The sequence below is a fragment of the Colwellia sp. PAMC 20917 genome (assembly GCF_001767295.1).
GTDB lineage: Bacteria > Pseudomonadota > Gammaproteobacteria > Enterobacterales > Alteromonadaceae > Colwellia_A.
The window spans coordinates 2,869,461-2,887,421 of record NZ_CP014944.1 but is presented as its reverse complement, the minus strand read 5'-3'; the positions used below and the strand labels follow the sequence as shown (position 1 = coordinate 2,887,421).

14 protein-coding genes and 4 tRNA genes are annotated in these 17,961 nt (G+C 38.3%); 4 read left to right on the top strand and 14 right to left on the bottom strand.

Annotation, left to right across the window (positions count from 1 at the left end; all coding sequences use genetic code 11):
* Positions 1–51 precede the first annotated feature (51 nt).
* Genes A3Q34_RS12440 through A3Q34_RS12420 form a run of 5 tightly spaced genes read right to left on the bottom strand, consistent with a single transcriptional unit; the run spans position 52 to position 4,907 of the window.
* Positions 52–2,109 (bottom strand): type IV pilus secretin PilQ, encoded by a 2,058-nt coding sequence (locus tag A3Q34_RS12440; protein ID WP_070375649.1) that lies wholly within the window; start codon positions 2,107–2,109, stop codon positions 52–54.
* Positions 2,109–2,648: a pilus assembly protein PilP gene (locus A3Q34_RS12435; RefSeq protein WP_070375648.1), complete on the bottom strand. Its 540-nt coding sequence runs from the start codon at positions 2,646–2,648 to the stop codon at positions 2,109–2,111. The genes A3Q34_RS12440 and A3Q34_RS12435 overlap by 1 nt, the downstream gene beginning before the upstream one ends.
* On the bottom strand, positions 2,645–3,253 hold the full coding sequence (locus A3Q34_RS12430) for a type 4a pilus biogenesis protein PilO (RefSeq protein WP_070375647.1): 609 nt from the start codon (positions 3,251–3,253) through the stop codon (positions 2,645–2,647). The genes A3Q34_RS12435 and A3Q34_RS12430 overlap by 4 nt, the downstream gene beginning before the upstream one ends.
* The gene (locus A3Q34_RS12425) at positions 3,250–3,840 is read right to left on the bottom strand and encodes a PilN domain-containing protein (protein WP_070375646.1); all 591 of its coding nucleotides are present in this window, start codon (positions 3,838–3,840) and stop codon (positions 3,250–3,252) included. The genes A3Q34_RS12430 and A3Q34_RS12425 overlap by 4 nt, the downstream gene beginning before the upstream one ends.
* Positions 3,828–4,907 carry a pilus assembly protein PilM gene (locus tag A3Q34_RS12420; RefSeq protein WP_070375645.1) on the bottom strand — a complete coding sequence of 360 codons (1,080 nt, stop codon included), beginning with the start codon at positions 4,905–4,907 and terminating at the stop codon, positions 3,828–3,830. Before A3Q34_RS12420 ends, A3Q34_RS12425 begins: the two co-directional genes overlap by 13 nt.
* A 185-nt stretch (positions 4,908–5,092) precedes the next feature.
* On the opposite strand from A3Q34_RS12420, the gene A3Q34_RS12415 reads away from it, so the two are divergent.
* Together A3Q34_RS12415 and pckA are read left to right on the top strand one after the other, a co-directional pair.
* Positions 5,093–7,657, top strand: a complete 2,565-nt coding sequence (locus A3Q34_RS12415) for a penicillin-binding protein 1A (protein ID WP_070375644.1) — start codon at positions 5,093–5,095, stop codon at positions 7,655–7,657.
* Positions 7,658–8,130: 473 nt separating this feature from the next.
* The gene (pckA, locus tag A3Q34_RS12410; protein WP_070375643.1) at positions 8,131–9,741 is read left to right on the top strand and encodes a phosphoenolpyruvate carboxykinase (ATP); all 1,611 of its coding nucleotides are present in this window, start codon (positions 8,131–8,133) and stop codon (positions 9,739–9,741) included.
* A 171-nt stretch (positions 9,742–9,912) separates the two neighbouring features.
* On the opposite strand, the gene envZ is transcribed toward pckA, so the two are convergent.
* Together envZ and ompR are read right to left on the bottom strand one after the other, a co-directional pair.
* On the bottom strand, positions 9,913–11,208 hold the full coding sequence (gene envZ / locus A3Q34_RS12405; RefSeq protein WP_070375642.1) for a two-component system sensor histidine kinase EnvZ: 1,296 nt from the start codon (positions 11,206–11,208) through the stop codon (positions 9,913–9,915).
* 58 nt (positions 11,209–11,266) lie between these two features.
* Complete coding sequence (gene ompR / locus A3Q34_RS12400; RefSeq protein ID WP_070375641.1) at positions 11,267–11,992, bottom strand: osmolarity response regulator transcription factor OmpR; 726 nt, start codon at positions 11,990–11,992, stop codon at positions 11,267–11,269.
* Positions 11,993–12,755: 763 nt separating this feature from the next.
* Here ompR and A3Q34_RS20925 point away from each other — a divergent pair.
* Both A3Q34_RS20925 and A3Q34_RS12390 read left to right on the top strand, forming a co-directional pair.
* Complete coding sequence (locus tag A3Q34_RS20925; RefSeq protein WP_231907350.1) at positions 12,756–12,980, top strand: hypothetical protein; 225 nt, start codon at positions 12,756–12,758, stop codon at positions 12,978–12,980.
* 348 nt (positions 12,981–13,328) lie between these two features.
* A complete protein-coding gene (locus A3Q34_RS12390) occupies positions 13,329–13,574 on the top strand; it encodes a hypothetical protein (RefSeq protein WP_083278000.1) in 246 nt (81 codons plus the stop codon).
* A gap of 886 nt (positions 13,575–14,460) precedes the next feature.
* Here A3Q34_RS12390 and tuf read toward each other — a convergent pair.
* The 7 genes from tuf to birA all read right to left on the bottom strand — a co-directional run bounded on the left by tuf (position 14,461) and on the right by birA (position 17,961).
* Positions 14,461–15,645, bottom strand: coding sequence for an elongation factor Tu (gene tuf, locus A3Q34_RS12385; RefSeq protein ID WP_070375043.1), 1,185 nt, complete (start codon positions 15,643–15,645; stop codon positions 14,461–14,463).
* Between the two features lie 67 nt (positions 15,646–15,712).
* A tRNA-Thr gene (locus tag A3Q34_RS12380) sits at positions 15,713–15,788 on the bottom strand.
* A 13-nt stretch (positions 15,789–15,801) separates the two neighbouring features.
* Positions 15,802–15,875: transfer RNA gene (locus tag A3Q34_RS12375), tRNA-Gly, on the bottom strand.
* A gap of 24 nt (positions 15,876–15,899) precedes the next feature.
* Positions 15,900–15,984: transfer RNA gene (locus A3Q34_RS12370), tRNA-Tyr, on the bottom strand.
* 25 nt (positions 15,985–16,009) lie between these two features.
* A tRNA-Thr gene (locus A3Q34_RS12365) sits at positions 16,010–16,085 on the bottom strand.
* Positions 16,086–16,237: 152 nt separating this feature from the next.
* Positions 16,238–16,954 (bottom strand): type III pantothenate kinase, encoded by a 717-nt coding sequence (locus tag A3Q34_RS12360; RefSeq protein ID WP_070375639.1) that lies wholly within the window; start codon positions 16,952–16,954, stop codon positions 16,238–16,240.
* On the bottom strand, positions 16,951–17,961 hold the full coding sequence (birA, locus tag A3Q34_RS12355) for a bifunctional biotin--[acetyl-CoA-carboxylase] ligase/biotin operon repressor BirA (RefSeq protein ID WP_070375638.1): 1,011 nt from the start codon (positions 17,959–17,961) through the stop codon (positions 16,951–16,953). Before birA ends, A3Q34_RS12360 begins: the two co-directional genes overlap by 4 nt.

Below are 17,961 nucleotides of genomic sequence, written 5' to 3'. Positions count from 1 at the left end.
GTTAACTAAGACGAAAATAAAATGAAATTACTCAGTAACTCACAAAGTTGTTTAAAAACGCTCAGTTACGATGCGTGGTGTCACAAAAATTAATAATTCTTTTTTCTCATTAAAGTTGTTGCTATTTCTAAATAGCCAACCAAAATAGGGAATATCGCCTAAAACAGGTACTTTTGATACTGTACTGATAATTGCTTGTTGATAAATTCCGCCAAGAACAATCGTTTCGCCATTATTAACTAGCACTTGTGTACCTATTCGCTGAGTATCAATTGCGGGTGCTTGGCCACTTTGTACATCAGAGACGGTATCTTGAGTGACGACTAAATCAAGAATAATACGATCGTCTGGGGTAATGTGTGGTGTTACCGTTAAACTAAGCACAGCTTTTTTAAATTGAGTTGACGTCGCGCCACTTGACGATGCTTCTTGATAGGGAATTTCGACCCCCTGTTCAATATACGCTTGTTTTTGATTTGCCGTAGTAATTCTTGGGCTTGCGATAATTTCACCCTTATTTTCTTTCTCCATCGCGCTCAACTCAAGATCCAATATAGTACCATCGGCTAATCGTGCCACTTGAAAAGCAATACTACCTGCTGGGTTTGCTACGGGTAAGTTTACATTTAATCGGTCAGCTAAATTAGGTACCAGTCCACTTGCTGCAGAATTAGCACCCTCTAAGGAGCCAGAGCCCGCATATTCACCGTCAGTATCAGTAACCCCCCAGCGTATACCTAACTCTTCATTAATGCTGTCTTTTACTGTGACCATACGCGCTTCGATAATCACTTGTCGTACAGGAATATCTAAAACATTAACCATACGCTTTATATCTTCAATACTTTTCGCCGTATCACGAATTAATAAGGTATTTGTTCGCTCGTCAACACTGACACTGCCACGTGATGACAAAATACTATTGTCATCATTTTTAATTAAGTTAGCAAAGTCGGTTGCCTTAGCATAATTTACTTGTACATATTCAGAGTAGAGTGGCGCAAGTTCAGCGACTTGCTGTTTAGCTTGTAAATCACGTGCTTCACGGGCAGAAAGTTCGTCGCTCGGAGCAACCATTAAAATGTTGCCTTCCATACGCTTATCTAAGCCTTTAACTTTTAATATGATATCAAGGGCCTGATCCCATGGCACGCCGTCTAAACGCAAAGTCACATTTCCAGAGACACTGTCGCTGGTCACTAAGTTAAAGCCATTGTAATCAGCAATAATTTGTAAAACGGTACGAACAGGAATGTCTTGAAAATTTAAAGAAATAGCGCGACCACTAAAATCACCATCTTCTTCTAAGTAACCGGGCGCTTTATCATTTTTAACAACAGTTAATGAAAAAACATTATTAATCTGTTGATGCTTAAAAGTAAAATCACTATTGATCTCGACAATAAACTTGGCATTACGTCCATCTCTAAAGGTTTCGATGCCAGTAACTAACGTACCAAAGTCGGTAACATCTAATTTATAAAGTAAGTCGTCAATAATTTGGGTGTTATGGAATTCGATATACAACTTACCGAGCTTGTCTGTCACATCAACAGCAACCATACTGTCATCAAGGTAAACCAGTATTTGTGCTTCGTTATTTTCACCATTACGAAAATCTATCGAATCAATGTTGTTAATAAAGGTATTACCTAATGGATTTACCTTGGTGATCGGCGAGTCGCCCACACCTTTATTGAGAATTAATGAGAAGATCTTACCATTTTGCTTAATATCAAAAACGGACAGTTGATCTAAGTGAACCGTAGCAACCACTTTTCCCGCTAATTTTTGCACGCTAACATGACTAACACCGGCATGTTCAACAATGGTTTTTAATAACTTTTCATTAAACTCATTGGCATCAAAGGTAATGGTGATTTGAGCAGGATTCATCGCCGTTTTCATCACGGGTGGATTAACAATGGTTTCGGTGAGTTCAAACTGCAACTCTATTTCATCGTTCTGTAAAGTATTATATTTAATACCTATTAGATCACTAGACCATGCCGAAAAAGCCAAAGAATAGAGCATCACTGCGGTGATAACACTTCGCGTTACCGTTAATGTAACTGTCGGATGACTTTTTATTTTATTAAATAGCAACATTACTTCCCTTGCCCCTCTGTACCTGACTTGACCATTTTAAGTGTCGTTTCACGTTCGACCCAACAACCAGCGCCATCAGCAATTAATTCTCTAACTTTAACATCAAATGGATTCACCATTGTAATGCGACCATGATTCAATCCTAAATAACTTCCAACAGCAACTCGATGTAAGGTTGCATCAGATGCCTCAACAAGTGCCCAAATAATCTCTTGTTCTCCTAAAGTTCCTCGCATTGATAAGTTGCTGAGCGGATACTTTTCCAAGGGCTGCTTACGGCGACGAGGATCTGGACTCAAACATCCTGACATCTGTTGAATTTTCTGTTGGATTGCTTCAACTTCTGGTTTATCAAATGGACTTCGTAACCCTTGCGCTGAATAGTCAAAATGACCAAACTTTGAAATTACCGGCATAGGCTTAATAACATTGGGTGTATTTGCCTGCACTGTCGCTATATGGGTACGTAAATCACTGGTATCATCAAAGCAACCACTGACACTGATAACAAGCGCAATAAATAAGACTGACTTTTTCATTTTTCTTCAGCCTCTCGATAACGGTAAGTTTTTGCTTGTAGTTTTAAACCCAGTAAACCATTTTCCATATTGTTAATATCGACATCAAAGTCATGCAAAGTAACAATACGAGGTAACCCAGCAATTTTACTGACAAAGTTACCAAACTCATGATAAGAACCAACCACTTCAATATCAATAGGAAGTTCAATATAAATTTCACGAGTTACTTCTGGCTGCCAATTAAGCTTAACAAATTTCAGCCCACTTGTTGTCCCAACAAAAGTTATATCATCAAGTAAACCAGGGGTTTCATGACTTTCAGGCAAACTTCTTAATTGATTGGCAAACAAGGCTTCTGCTTCTTTCATTTGCTGCTCAAATAATTCTAAATTGGCAGCAACATGGTATTTTATTTTATATTGGCTTTTTAGTGTAACTTCTTCCGCCGCGTAATTATCGAGTGTTGTTATTTTATCACTGATTAATAAAAAATAACCTAAAACCAAAACCACGATAGCGATAAAAACGGCTAATGTTATTTTGGCTGCTTTTGGCCACTGTCCAACGTTATCAGCCTCTAAACCTTCAAATTGTTCAAAGAATTGAGTTAAATCTATGTTCATGATTTACCTCCGTTAGTGATCACTTTTCCGTCATCTCCACTATTTAATAAGCCTTTAATACGCACCCGCATTTTAAAGTCACTCAATAATTTGTTTTTTGCTTCATTGGTCGTAATAGATTCTAAGATTGCATCGGTAAATAACACCGAGCGCTCTATTTCACGGATCATATTCGCTAAATGGTTATTCGATTCACTTTTGCCAACGATGTTAATACTGTTGCCCTGTTTTTCAAGACGGGTCAAATAAACACCTGTTGGCACTATTTTAGCTATCTCATCAAAAACTTGGGTACCCACATTTCGGCTGCGCTGAAGTTGTTCGACCACTTGAGTTCTTTTTTGTAATTCTTTTTTCTTTTCGTTTAAGTTTTTAATTTTTATAATACGGGCGTCTAGAAGAGCAATTTCTGTTTTTAAAAACTGATTACGTGAATTTTGACCATCAATACGCATTTGGTAAAATTGACTAATAATAAAAACCAGTGCGAAGGCGATTACGGCAACAATAGTAAGTAGGGTAAAATACTCACGTTGTTTGGCTTTTTCGGCTTCTTCGCGCCATGGGAGTAGATTTATAAATGCCATGAAACAAAGCTCCTCAATGCTAAACCTGCTGCTACCATATATTGAGCGGCGGTTTTATCTAACACATCTTTATCTACACTGTCGGCAACGGTCATCGATTTAAAAGGATTTGCAATAATAGTATGGATACCTAATTCTTCAGTTAACAAGGCTTCAAGACCTTCAACATTAGCACTACCACCTGAAACAATAATATAATCTATTTTCTTTTTCCCGCTAGAGGTTAAAAACATTTGTATTGCACGGCGAATTTGCTGTGTAAAAATGGTGTGAAACGGTCCTAAAACTTCAAAGGTATAATTAGGCGGCAAATCATTCGTTATTTTGGCATGCTCAGCTTCTTCAAAGGTTTGATTGTAATATGAAACAATTGATCGAGTGTATTGTTCGCCGCCAAAGAGTTGATCACGGCTATAAATATGTGCGCCAGCATCAGTCACCGAAAACAAGGTCATCACCGCGCCCACATCAACTATAGCAACCGTTTTGTCTTTAGCATCATCGGGTAATTGCGATAAACTTAAATCGTAGGCTCGACTCACGGCATATGACTCAACATCAATAACCTTAGTTTGAAATCCTCCCAATTCTAAAGCCGCAACTCTCGCTTCTACTGATTCGGTTCGAGCAGCACTTAATAAAACATTAACCTTGGTTGGGTCTGATTCATTAATGTCCAGTTTTTCAAAATCTAAACTAACCTCATCTAAAGGGTAAGGAATTAAACTATCGGCTTCAATTTCAATTTGACTGGCGAGCTCGTGCTCAGACAAATTAACGTCCATATAGATAACTTTAGTAATAACGGTTTGTCCAGAAACGGCTGCTGCAGCTTGATTGACTGAAGAGGTAATTTCTTTTCTGATTTTAGTAACAACTTTGCCAACGGCATCAATGTCTTGGATTTCTCGATCAATAATAGCACCACGGGGCATAACTTCTGTTGCTAATGCTTCTAGCACATACCCTTCATCATCTTGACTTAACAAAACCGCTTTTATTGCATGAGAACCAATATCAATACCAACTATTAAAGATGTATTCTTTTTAAAAAGACTGCTGAGCATAACATCCTACTAATATGAGTAAATTCACTAATAACGACACAATTTAAATAAATAAATTTAAATAAACATTATTGCATTGCTTTATATTAGGCATAAACCTGTGATAAATACATTTATTACATGCTTTTAAAGGATATACTAGTGTTATTAATCGTTTTTTTGTCCAATATTGAGAGAAAAATTTAGTGCTTTTATTTAAACGCCTCATAAAAGTAGGGCTAATCTTTATACTTTTAGCTTGTTTGTCTTTAGCCGCTTTATATTTATCAATGCGTAGTGAATTACCCAGTGTGGCTTCATTAAAAGACATGCAATGGCAAACGCCGATGCAAATTTTTAGTGCCGATAATAAGTTAATCAATCAGTTTGGCGAAAAAAAACGCATTCCCTTAAAGCTTAACGAATTTCCACAGCAACTAATTAACGCCATTTTAGCCAGTGAAGACGATCGCTTTTATTCACATTTTGGCGTCGACCCAATTGGACTAGGCAGAGCTGTACTCGGTAAACTGATGGGACAAAACAAAGGGGGTGCAAGTACCATTACCATGCAAGTGGCACGAAACTTTTTCTTAACCTCTGAAGTCACCTACACTCGCAAAATCCGTGAAATATTTTTAACTTTCCATATTGAAAGTTTACTCACAAAAGATGAAATACTCGCCCTGTACATGAATAAAATACCGTTAAGCCATCGTAGCTTTGGTTTTGGCGCAGCAGCACAAGTATATTACGGTAAAGATGTTAAAGACTTAACACTGGCCCAGATAGCGGTACTTGCTGGTTTACCTAAAGCACCTTCTAACAGAAACCCTATAAGTTCGCCTGATAACGCCAAGGCCAATCGCGCAATTGTTTTACAGCGTATGTATAGCGCAGGCTATATCAACTCAACAGAGATGGCACAAGCAAACCAAGCCCCGATTACTGGCAAGAGACACAGTGTAGAAATTGAGTTGAATGCGCCATACATAGCAGAGATGGCACACCAAGAGATGGTCGATCTCTATGGAAAAGAGCTTGCCTATACCGGTGGCTACAATGTTTATCTAACAGTGAATTCAGACTTTCAAAGAGCAGCACAAAAAGCAGTAATCGATAACTTACTGTCATACGATTTGCGACATGGGTATCGCGGCGCAGTCGTTTCTTTACGCCCAGAGTTAACTGAAAACGCAAGTCCTATTGATAAGGTAGCTGAGCTCAGCGATGATGAAGTTATCAAAGCGCTTAATAAAATCGATAATTATCAGACACTTTTTCCTGCTGTGATCACAGGTGTTGCTGAACAGTCAGCGACGATTAAATTTTTAGGTCATCAGGATAATAACCACATCACTTTGCAAGAAGCCGATATATTATGGCAAGGCATGTCGTGGGCGCGCGAATTTATTAATGATGAAAAACAGGGAGCTGCACCTAAGCTTGCTAATGAAATACTCCAATATGGCGATGTTGTCTTTGTTATTAAAACCGCGCAGGGTTTTACATTAAGCCAGCTACCCGAAGTGAGTTCTGCTCTCGTTTCTTTATCAACAGATAATGGTGCTATAAAAGCAGCCATTGGCGGATTTAGCTTTCAGCAAAGCCAGTTTAATCGGGTTACACAGGCAAAACGACAAGTGGGCTCTAACATAAAACCCTTTATTTACTCCGCCGCTTTAGATAATGGTTTCACCTTAGCCACACTCGTCAATGATGCGCCAATTAACCAATGGGATGAAAGTTCAGGTTCAGTTTGGCGTCCAGAAAACTCTCCCCCTATTTATAACGGCGACATTCGGGTTCGATTAGCACTAGCACAATCTAAAAATGTTATCGCCGTTAGACTATTAAGAGCGGTTGGATTAGACAAAATAATTCCCCATTTAGCAGCCTTTGGCTTTGTGCCTAACGATTTACCACGAAACGAAACACTTGCTCTAGGCTCTGCATCTCTAACACCATTAGAAGTGGCCACCGGATTCGCAACCTTCGCGAACGGCGGCTATTTAATCAGACCCTATTTAATTGATAGAATAGAAGATTCGTTTGGTAAAATCCTCTTCCAAGCAAACCCAGCTATTGCCTGTGACATATGTTCACTAGAAATTGAGCAACGAGATATTAATAATTCCTCAGTCCCGGTTGAGCTTTTAGCTGAAAAAGACCTACGTCCACTTATTAAAGCTGAACGAGTGATTAGCCCGCAGAACGCTTTTTTAGTGACACAAGCATTAAATGCGGCAATTTGGGGTTCAGACTATCAAATGAAACCATTTTGGCGAGGAACAGGATGGCGCGCACAAACATTAAAACGACATGATATTGCAGGAAAAACCGGTACAACAAATCAATCAAAAGATGCCTGGTTTTCAGGTTTTAGCCGTCGATTGGTCACTACTTCTTGGGTCGGCTTTGATGACCCAGGCAGAAGTTTGGGTAAAACACGTTATAATAGTAATCTCGATAAATATCAAATTACTGGTGGCGAAGCTGGGGCAAAATCAGCACAACCAGCTTGGATAGACTTTATGGAAGTTGCATTAGTTGCTCATCCTGAAGAACCTTTTATTCAGCCTGTTGATATAGTGTCAGTACGCATTGATAAAAGCAGCGGTAAACTGACCAATAAAACAGATAAAACCAGCTTTTTTGAATACTTTCAGTTTGGCACCGCACCAACAGAATCAGTAACACAAGATAATAGTAGTGAAATACTTGATGGTTCACGTATTTTTGATGAGAGTAGTAACGGCGATATATTTTAACCAGACAGTAATTTTCTTCCAATATCATTAGTCGCCTGACAAATGTTAGTGAGATACTTGCTGTAACTTGTCGCTATTGTCAGCTTTTGACTTTTATAACTTTCATTTGCAACTTATTCCTTACAGAACAAAACATTTATTTAATTGTTTTGTTCCTTTTACAAAAATAAATTCACTGTAGATTATGCGAATCAACAGCATAATCTACAGTCTCTCCCATAAAGCAAAAATAGCAATAAGCTCTTGTAATAAAACAATTAAAATAAATTAACATGGTTCTAATGGTAAAATATTTAGTCTAATTACTCAGTCACCGTATCTTCCCCCCTACCACTATAAATGAAAGTTATAGTGAAAACTTTCACAACGAAAGAAATTTTACTTTCGTTTTGTCTAATAATCGCCTAAAATTGCGTTCTCAAACATGTTTAACACAAAATGTTCACTGTCGTACTTTTAGGAGAGTATTCGCTATGGCTTCTTTAGAAAGCTCAATTGATTTATCTGTATATGGCATCAATGATGTTGCCGAGATTGTTTACAATCCGTCTTACGAGTTACTCTTTGCTGAAGAAACTAAGTCTGAACTGACTGGTTTTGATAAAGGCATAGAAACCGAGCTTGGTGCGGTTAACGTCGATACGGGTATTTTTACCGGTCGCTCACCTAAAGATAAATATATTGTTCGTGATGATACTAGCCGTGATACGGTTTGGTGGTCTGATCAAGGTAAGAATGATAACAAACCAATGACGCAAGAAACTTGGGATCATTTAAAGACTTTAGTGACTACTCAACTTTCTAAACAGCGTTTATTTGTTGTCGATACTTACTGTGGTGCTAATGCCGATACACGCTTAAAAGTTCGCTTTATCACTCAAGTTGCATGGCAAGCTCACTTTGTTAAAAACATGTTTATTCGCCCTTCAGATGAAGAGTTGAAAGATTACGAACCCGATTTCATCGTAATGAATGGTGCTAAAACAACTAACGATAAATGGCAAGAACAAGGTCTTAACTCTGAAAACTTTGTTGCCTTTAACCTTACTGAAAAAATTCAATTAATCGGCGGTACTTGGTACGGCGGAGAAATGAAAAAAGGTATGTTCTCAATGATGAACTACCTATTACCTTTAAAAGGTATTGCTTCAATGCACTGTAGTGCAAACGTCGGTGAAGAAGGCGATGTAGCGGTATTTTTCGGCTTATCAGGTACAGGTAAAACAACGCTTTCTACAGATCCAAAGCGTCAACTTATCGGCGATGACGAACATGGCTGGGATGATAATGGTGTGTTTAACTTTGAAGGTGGTTGTTACGCTAAAACGATCAACTTAAGCAAAGAAAATGAACCTGATATTTATAATGCGATACGTCGCAATGCATTATTAGAAAATGTTAGCGTTGATGAGCACGGTAAAATTGATTTTGATGATAACTCAAAAACTGAAAATACCCGTGTGTCTTACCCAATTGATCATATTGAAAATATTGTTAAGCCTATTTCTCGTGCTGGTCATGCGAAAAAAGTTATTTTCTTAACTGCCGATGCTTTTGGTGTATTACCACCTGTTTCAAAGTTAACCCCAGCACAAACTGAATATTACTTTTTATCTGGTTTTACGGCTAAGCTTGCTGGAACTGAGCGTGGTATTACCAAGCCGACTCCGACATTCTCAAGTTGTTTTGGCGCAGCCTTCCTAAGCTTGCACCCTACTCAGTATGCTGAAGTTCTACGTAAACGTATGCAAGCCGTTGGTGCTGAAGCTTACTTAGTTAACACCGGTTGGAATGGTACGGGTAAACGTATCTCAATAAAGGCGACTCGTGCGATTATTGATTCGATTCTAGATGGTTCTATAGATAGCGCTGAAACTACTGTTTTACCGTTATTTAATTTAGAAATCCCAACGAGTGTTGCAGGGGTTGAAGGCGATATTCTTGACCCTCGTGATACTTACACAGATAAAGAAGAGTGGAACACTAAAGCAGAAGATTTAGCTAAGCGCTTTGTTAAAAACTTTAGTAAGTTTACTGATACTGATAATGGTAAGTCATTAGTCGATGCTGGACCTCAGCTATAACGACTTAATATCTAAATGTTATCACTAAAAAGCCGCTAAACTTAACGTTTAGCGGCTTTTTTATGTTCGGGATGAACCGTTATCACAGCATGACCATTCTTAGTGAGACATACCTTCTATGGCATCAGTCCATTGTGCAACGCAACGGTTAATATGTGAATTTCAGAAAATTTATTTAATGGGTAATAAAACCTTGGCTGATAAACCGCCTTCAGCACGGTTAGTTAACAGAACATCGCCACCATGGGTATTCACTATCTTCTTTATTATCGCTAAGCCTAAACCACTTCCTTCTGTGCCACGCGCTTTATCCCCTTGCGTAAAAGGTTGGAACAAACGTTCTATATCTTCTTCAGGAATACCAGGACCGTTGTCAGACACACAGAAATACACTGACTTTTTATCCACTGAAATCCCGGTAATAATATCAATATCGCCATCAGAGTAACGTAAGGCATTCTGAATAATGTTAGCGACCGCTCTCTTCATCGCAACAAAGCGTAGCGGTATTTCAGGTAGTTCTTGCTCTGAAAAATTTATCTGCCGACCATAAATAAGTTCGGTTTGCATCACATCATTAATTAAGTGATTGAGATCGCAAAGCTCAGGCTTATCTTTACTGTTATGGCGAATGTAGTCGATAAACTGATCAATAATACTGTTCATATCATCAATATCGCCTTCGATACCCTCTTTTAAAAACTCATCTTGTGTTGACATCATCTCCGCCGCAAGGCGAATTCTGGTTAATGGCGTGCGTAAATCATGAGAAATTCCGGCCATCAATAAGTTACGATCGTCTTCAAGCTGTTTTATACCTCGAGACATATGATTAAAAGCTTGAGTTACCGCAACAATTTCAGTGGTACCTAACTCGGCTAATGGCTGAGGAAACTCGCCACGCCCGACATCTTCTGCGGCTTTTTGTAATGCTTTTAAAGGACGATTTATTTGCCGAACAAACAACCAACCGCCAATGACACTCAATAGGCCCAGAAACATTAACACCACTGTAAGCGGAGAAAAGTTTGCTTCTTCTAGACCTGAAAGGGGAATTCTGATCCAATAATGTGGCGCTTGCGGAGGCCTGATCCAGAATATATATTGCTCCCCTCCTTGGGTCAGTCTCAGTTCAGCATCACCATCAAGTAATTTTGACATCTCTTTAGAGCGATGCGCAAGATAGGTAGCTTCTGCCAACCCTGACGATAATGCGTCACTTTCACGATAAACTTCAATGCCCGTTTTTTCTTGAAATGATCTTGAGAATGCCTTTCTAAGCAGATCATCATCAATATCAATAAGCACAACCCGTACTTGTTTTGCTAACAACTCATTAGTTAGCTGAGTATTAGGTTGGATGATGTAATAAACCATAGATACCCAAGAAACAACTTGATTAATCAAGAGTAAAAAACCAATCAAGAGTACGGTTTGCCCAAAGGCACTACGTGGCAATATTTTCAAGGTTTACATCCATAGTAGGGTCTTCGCTTATATAAGGTAAGTAACGGTGTTAAATGCACTAATTGACTTCTTTACCTTCAGGCACAAAGACGTAACCTAAACCCCAAACCGTTTGAATATAGCGAGGTTTTGCCGGGTCTACTTCTAACATTCTTCTTAAACGTGACACCTGTACATCAATACTACGCTCTAAAGCTGAATAGTCACGACCACGCGCTAAATTCATCAATTTATCACGAGACAGTGGCTCTCTTGGGTGAGTGATCAGAGCTTTTAAAACAGCAAATTCGCCACTCGTTAAAGGCATATTGATATCACCTTTTACCATCTCTCTAGTGGCAAGGTTAAGTTGATACTCACCGAAAGAAACAATGTTCTCTTCTTGTGAAGGAGCGCCAGGAGCTTCTTGTACCCTGCGTCTCAATACGGCTTTAATTCGCGCTAATAATTCTCTTGGATTAAAAGGTTTTGGCATGTAATCATCAGCACCGAGTTCCAAACCAATAATACGATCAACTTCATCGCCTTTGGCGGTTAGCATGACAATTGGCATATCATTAGATTGTTGACGTAATCGACGACATATAGATAAGCCATCTTCGCCAGGTAACATCAAATCTAAGACTAACAAGTGAAAGTTCTCTCTCTCAAGTAAACGATCCATTTGCTCTGAACTCGCCGCAGTACGCACGGCAAAACCTTGTTCAACTAAATATCGCTCTAAAAGCGCTCGAAGGCGCATATCATCATCAACTACTAATATCTTTTTAGTTTCATTACTCATCGGGGTCATCCTATAACAATCATCTGTTCACTATAATCTAAAAAAAGTAATAATAAAGCTGCCTTTAAGAATTAAAGTTAAGGTATTTGTTACAATTTATGAAATTTGCCTTTTTACAGGCAAAAGGAGATACAACACTTACTCTGTGTGACTACGTTTAACTATTAAAGTGCTCAATCATCAAATAAAAGCGAAACTTATTATTACTTTTTTGTTATCGAAAACTGATCATTTTTGCCACATTGAATACATTAAAACCTATATCCGTGACTACGCATAATAATTGATATTAGTATTATTAACGGTTGATTACTTTTAAAAGGATACAGCCAAAATCGCTTTCTCAAAAGACAACTCTTTGGTCATAATATTTGAGACTCGATCAGCAATATTTAGGATCACTTTATGCGCATCGCGGAAGTTAGCCTATTAAAATTTCCCATATATTTTCTAATGAGTTATGTTTCTTACAGTTCTTTACAAATCTAAAACATAATATAGACATTCTAATATATCGACCCAAGCTACAATGGAAAATGTAGAAATTATAAAATAAGGTGTGCCTCTGGTAACAGAGAATGGATTAAAACGGAAGGCTTACTTGTTCGGGTAAGTAGTTTGCGTATAACAACAGCATTAAGCGCAAAAATAAGTTGTCTGGATTCCGCTTCACATTTTAGCCAACAATTAAAAGCTTTTTAATTGGGTGTTGTATCGCTAACTTTTATATTGGCGTTTATAAATTATTATATAAGGTTGTATTTTGAAAAAATTAATTTTACTACTGTCTGTTTTATCCCTTAACTGCATTGCAGAAGATATCCAACTTGAAACAAAATACTCTGTTGGTGTGGGGTTGGGAGCTTTATATAGTGGTATAGGTGCAAATTTCTCACTGATTTCAGAAAATGATATGAAGTATATATCAGGGGGATGTGTTGAATACAGTACACGATATGGTGCAGGCTGTGGTTTTGGGCTAGGGTAGGTAAAAACTGATTTATTTGCTTTTGATTCAAATAAACATGGCTTTGGTGTCTATGCCAGTTTTGTTGCTAAAGAGAATGACTACACCTATTCAACCCCTGAAGGTCCACAAGGAGATCAAAAACTTACAGCGCATGAAAAGGATGTCTATGGTTTTGGTTTAAGCTATACATATTTTCTGAATGGCATTGATACATCTGGAACAACATTTGGAGTCTCCTTTCACGCCACAAATGCTGATTACAAAGGTAGATACGGCGCATTCTTACAAGTTGGTTACCAGTTCTAGCACAAAATATGTAATTCAGTAGTGTTATATTTATTATTGTGCATGCAAAAAGGATATTTTATGAAATGGATTATGTTGATTTTAGCTTTAGGCCTAATAAGTTGCGCTAATAACAATCAAAAAAGGTACGAGTACAACCCTTCTGGTAGGTGCAGCGATATTTTTTGTTTAACAATTGCTATTGCTAAAAGTATGTCTCATAGTGAATTTAAAAAGTGTTCAGAAATGTCTGGAAACAAAAGGAAATCTTGCGATTCACAAGTTGAATCTCTAAAAAAACACATTCGTGATGCTAGTGAAAAATAAATATAAGCTACTCAAGTAGGACTTTTAGCAGTTGGTTAGTTTCGCTTCGCTACACATTTTAACCAACTATTCTTGTCCGCTTAAGTGGACGTTGGTAAGGTAAATATTTATGTTTAAAATCATCATGATTACATTATTATTATGTTCTTGTTCTTCTATGGATATATATACTAAGCATGGAACTATTACTATCAAAAAGGAAAAACTGCCTTGCGATGTTAAAAAAATAGATCCTGATTGCAAGATAGAAAAAAATTAAATAAGTTTATTATAAACTCAAACAAAACATCATTCACACGGACAAAAAACAGTTGCTTCGTTTCACATTTTAGCCACTTAGTAAAGCGTTGGTATACAAAAACTAATCCAAACACATTTTACAGTTAACGCTTAATGTCTTCTTTGTGGCAAAAGTGATCAATCTCATTTGGTGATTGGTAATATCAATCATTATACGCAGTCACATATCTATAAAGATACAGTGATATTTACTCTGTAGAAATAACCTGCTCTGTGTTTTGCTAAAATTTAAATATAAAAAAAGACGCCTAAGCGTCTTTTCTTGAATTTTCGTGAGCACTAAAATCTGAAATTATGCGATGCTTCTTTTAGGTACAGCGATACAACACCTGCTCTGTGTTGGCAACTTTGACTGTTTGACTGTTTTGCTAAAATCTAGATATAAAAAAGACGCCTAAGCGTCTTTTCTTGAATTCTCGTGAGCACTAAAATCTGCAATTATGCGATGCCTCTTTGAGGTATAGCGATACAACACCTACTCTGTGTTAGTAACTTTGACAGTTTGACTGTTTTGCTAAATTTTAGATATAAAAAAAGACGCCTAAGCGTCTTTTTTTTAAGTTCTCGTGAGAACTAAAATCTGCAATTATGCGATGATTTTAGATACAACACCAGCACCAACAGTACGACCACCTTCACGGATAGCGAAGCGTAAACCTTCATCCATCGCTACTGGGTTGATTAGCTCTACAACAAATTTCAAGTTGTCGCCAGGCATTACCATTTCAACACCTTCAGGAAGCTCTACAGCACCTGTGATATCTGTTGTACGGAAGTAAAACTGTGGACGGTATCCTTTAAAGAATGGTGTATGACGACCACCTTCATCTTTACTTAACACGTATACTTCTGATTCGAATTTTGTATGAGGTGAAATTGAACCAGGCTTACATAATACTTGACCACGTTCAACGTCTTCACGCTTAAGACCACGTAAAAGTACACCACAGTTCTCGCCAGCACGACCTTCGTCTAGAAGCTTACGGAACATTTCAACACCAGTACAAGTAGATTTTTGAGTATCACGGATACCAACAACTTCTACTTCTTCACCAATTTTGATGATACCGCGTTCAACACGACCAGTAACAACAGTACCACGACCAGCAATTGAGAATACATCTTCGATAGGCATAATGAATGCTCCGTCGATTGCACGCTCTGGCTCTGGAATGTAGTTATCTAATTGATCAGCAAGTTCGATGATTTTTGCTTCCCACTTTTCGTCGCCTTGAAGAGCGCCTAGAGCTGAACCTTGAATTACCGGTAAATCATCACCTGGGAAGTCATATTCAGAAAGAAGTTCACGAATTTCCATTTCTACTAATTCTAGTAATTCTTCGTCATCTACAACATCACATTTGTTCATGAATACGATGATATATGGAACACCAACCTGACGTGATAACAAGATGTGCTCACGTGTTTGTGGCATAGGACCATCTGTAGCAGCAACTACTAAGATAGCGCCATCCATTTGTGCAGCACCGGTGATCATGTTTTTGATGTAATCGGCGTGACCAGGACAATCTACGTGTGCGTAGTGACGAACTTCTGTATCGTACTCGATGTGAGAAGTATTGATTGTAATACCACGCTCACGCTCTTCAGGAGCATTATCGATTTGTGCGAAATCTTTAACTTCACCACCGTGTACTTTAGTTAATACTGCAGAGATAGCAGCTGTTAAAGTAGTTTTACCGTGATCAACGTGTCCGATAGTACCAACGTTTACATGCGGTTTTAAACGTTCAAATTTTGCTTTAGCCATTATGTAATGCCTCTGAGATAAATTAACAAAAATAAAATAAATTTAGTGAGATAGAAATCTTAAGGAATGGTGCTGATAGGCAGATTCGAACTGCCGACCTCACCCTTACCAAGGGTGCGCTCTACCAACTGAGCCATATCAGCAATCACTTAAAGATGGAGCGGACGGCGAGAATCGAACTCGCAGCTTTAGCTTGGAAGGCTAAGGTATTACCACTATACGACGTCCGCTTTTCTATCTTCATTATTGCAAAGTGGTGGAGGGAGGTGGATTCGAACCACCGAAGGCTGAGCCGTCAGATTTACAATCTGATCCCTTTGGCCACTCGGGAACCCCTCCAATACTTTTACAACAATTTTATTAATGGTGCCGACTGCCGGAGTCGAACTGGCGACCTACTGATTACAAGTCAGTTGCTCTACCAACTGAGCTAAGTCGGCACTACATTAAGTGGTGCGAATTCTAGTGGAATGTTTTCTCCCTTGCAAGCGTAAAAACAAAAAAAAACCATGTTTTTAACCATTTGATGTTTTTTTAATCGCCTAACGTTAAATGTTGCCACAAACTGGCGATATAATTTGCCATAAGCGAATTAGAATCGTTGCATGCCGATAAAGACTAGCTCATCAATAATGTAATGTTGTCTGTTTAATAAGGCCGCTACTTTTTTAGCATTACCGCCGGTAAGTAATACTTTATCTAAGGAGACTTGTTTATTAGCTTGCTTGATACCTTGTTCAATAAAACCAAGTGTTGCTGCCCAGCAAGCATTATTTACACCGTCTGAGGTACTTTTACCAAAAGAAATGTTGGCCTGATGCTCTTGAGTTGCCCGTACTTTTGAAGTATTTGATAAAAGACTATTAAATAATATATCAATACCTGGCAAAATCCACCCACCTAAATGTATGCCCTGACTGTCGAGTAAGTCTATGGTTGTTGCTGTTCCCGCGTCAATAATAAGAACATTCTCATCTGGGTACAAAATATTAGCCGCCAGTAACGTCAACCATCGATCAATACCTAACGTTGTCGGTTGTTGATAGCTTGAAGTAACGCCAAAGCGTTTGCTTTCACTGTTTACTATGTGCAGTTCAATATTATGCTGCTGAGCATGGGCTATAAAAACCTCTATAATATAAGCTTCGCTAACACTCGCAACGACGATAGATATCACTGATTCAGTGATACTTGATAGCCACTTTTCATTAATGGTTTCATTTCTTTCACTTTGAATGATTGATAATTCACCTTGCTGCTCAAAAGTGTATTTGGTGCGAGTATTGCCAATATCAACTAATAATCTCATGTGTCAGCCCTCAAGCTAACTTCACCACCATAAATAGGACTAATTTGGCCGTCAACTTCTAACAATAAAGCTCCTTGGTTATTAATGCCTCGACAAATACCTTTCTTTTCACGCGTGCCGGTGATTAGCCTTATCGGTTTATTGATATAATAATCTTGTTTGGCCCACTCATTGGCCATACTCAGCAACCCTTCATGTTGATGCTGCTGAAGCCTTAATGAGAGTTTAGAAATTAACGTTACAGCTAAAACATTTCGGTCAATCGTATTAACCGCGTTATTTCCATGCTTGTTGGTACTTTGCATCATAGCTGTTTGTAAATCTGTCCAAGGTTGGTCGACTTGTTCTGCACTTTTTTGGGGCATATTAATATTTAAACCAATACCAATAACACAGTGACACGGTTCAAGAGCTTGCCCATCCAAATCAATAAGGATACCAGCGAGCTTAACCCCGCCAAAATAAATGTCATTGGGCCACTTTAACTGCACATCAATTTGATAAAGTTCTTTTACTGCATCACTAACCGCTAAAGCCGACACGACACTTAATCCCATAGCTGCCGCCATACCTTGCTCTAAATACCAATACATCGACATATATATATGTGAACCAAAAGGTGAGATCCACTTACGACCGCGTCGACCGCGCCCTGCATCTTGATATTCAGCTAAACAGACTTGCAAATTATGATTTTGATTGGGTAAACGACGCAATAAATAACTATTGGTTGAGTCAATAATATTATGCACTTCGACTTTGTTTTTCTGACCCAATGCGCTTAACTTGTATTGAATTTCTTTTTCATCTAATAGTGTTAACGGTTCAGATAATTTATAGCCTTTGCCAGTAACACTATAAATATCAAGCCCCATTTCAATTAGCGAGGCGATATGATTAGATATTGCTGCGCGACTTACCCCTAGCTGCTCACCTAACCATTGCCCAGAAACAAATTGTCCGGCGGCTAAATATTGTATTAATTGCTCTCGTATTGCTTTGGCCAT

Coding starts and splice junctions, on each gene's coding strand:
- A3Q34_RS12440 (WP_070375649.1), bottom strand. CDS start 2,109: ATGTTGCTATTTAATAAAATAAAAAGTCATCCGACAGTTACATTAACG.
- A3Q34_RS12435 (WP_070375648.1), bottom strand. CDS start 2,648: ATGAAAAAGTCAGTCTTATTTATTGCGCTTGTTATCAGTGTCAGTGGT.
- A3Q34_RS12430 (WP_070375647.1), bottom strand. CDS start 3,253: ATGAACATAGATTTAACTCAATTCTTTGAACAATTTGAAGGTTTAGAG.
- A3Q34_RS12425 (WP_070375646.1), bottom strand. CDS start 3,840: ATGGCATTTATAAATCTACTCCCATGGCGCGAAGAAGCCGAAAAAGCC.
- A3Q34_RS12420 (WP_070375645.1), bottom strand. CDS start 4,907: ATGCTCAGCAGTCTTTTTAAAAAGAATACATCTTTAATAGTTGGTATT.
- pckA (WP_070375643.1), top strand. CDS start 8,131: ATGGCTTCTTTAGAAAGCTCAATTGATTTATCTGTATATGGCATCAAT.
- ompR (WP_070375641.1), bottom strand. CDS start 11,992: ATGAGTAATGAAACTAAAAAGATATTAGTAGTTGATGATGATATGCGC.
- A3Q34_RS12390 (WP_083278000.1), top strand. CDS start 13,329: ATGAAATGGATTATGTTGATTTTAGCTTTAGGCCTAATAAGTTGCGCT.
- tuf (WP_070375043.1), bottom strand. CDS start 15,645: ATGGCTAAAGCAAAATTTGAACGTTTAAAACCGCATGTAAACGTTGGT.
- A3Q34_RS12360 (WP_070375639.1), bottom strand. CDS start 16,954: ATGAGATTATTAGTTGATATTGGCAATACTCGCACCAAATACACTTTT.
- birA (WP_070375638.1), bottom strand. CDS start 17,961: ATGGCCAAAGCAATACGAGAGCAATTAATACAATATTTAGCCGCCGGA.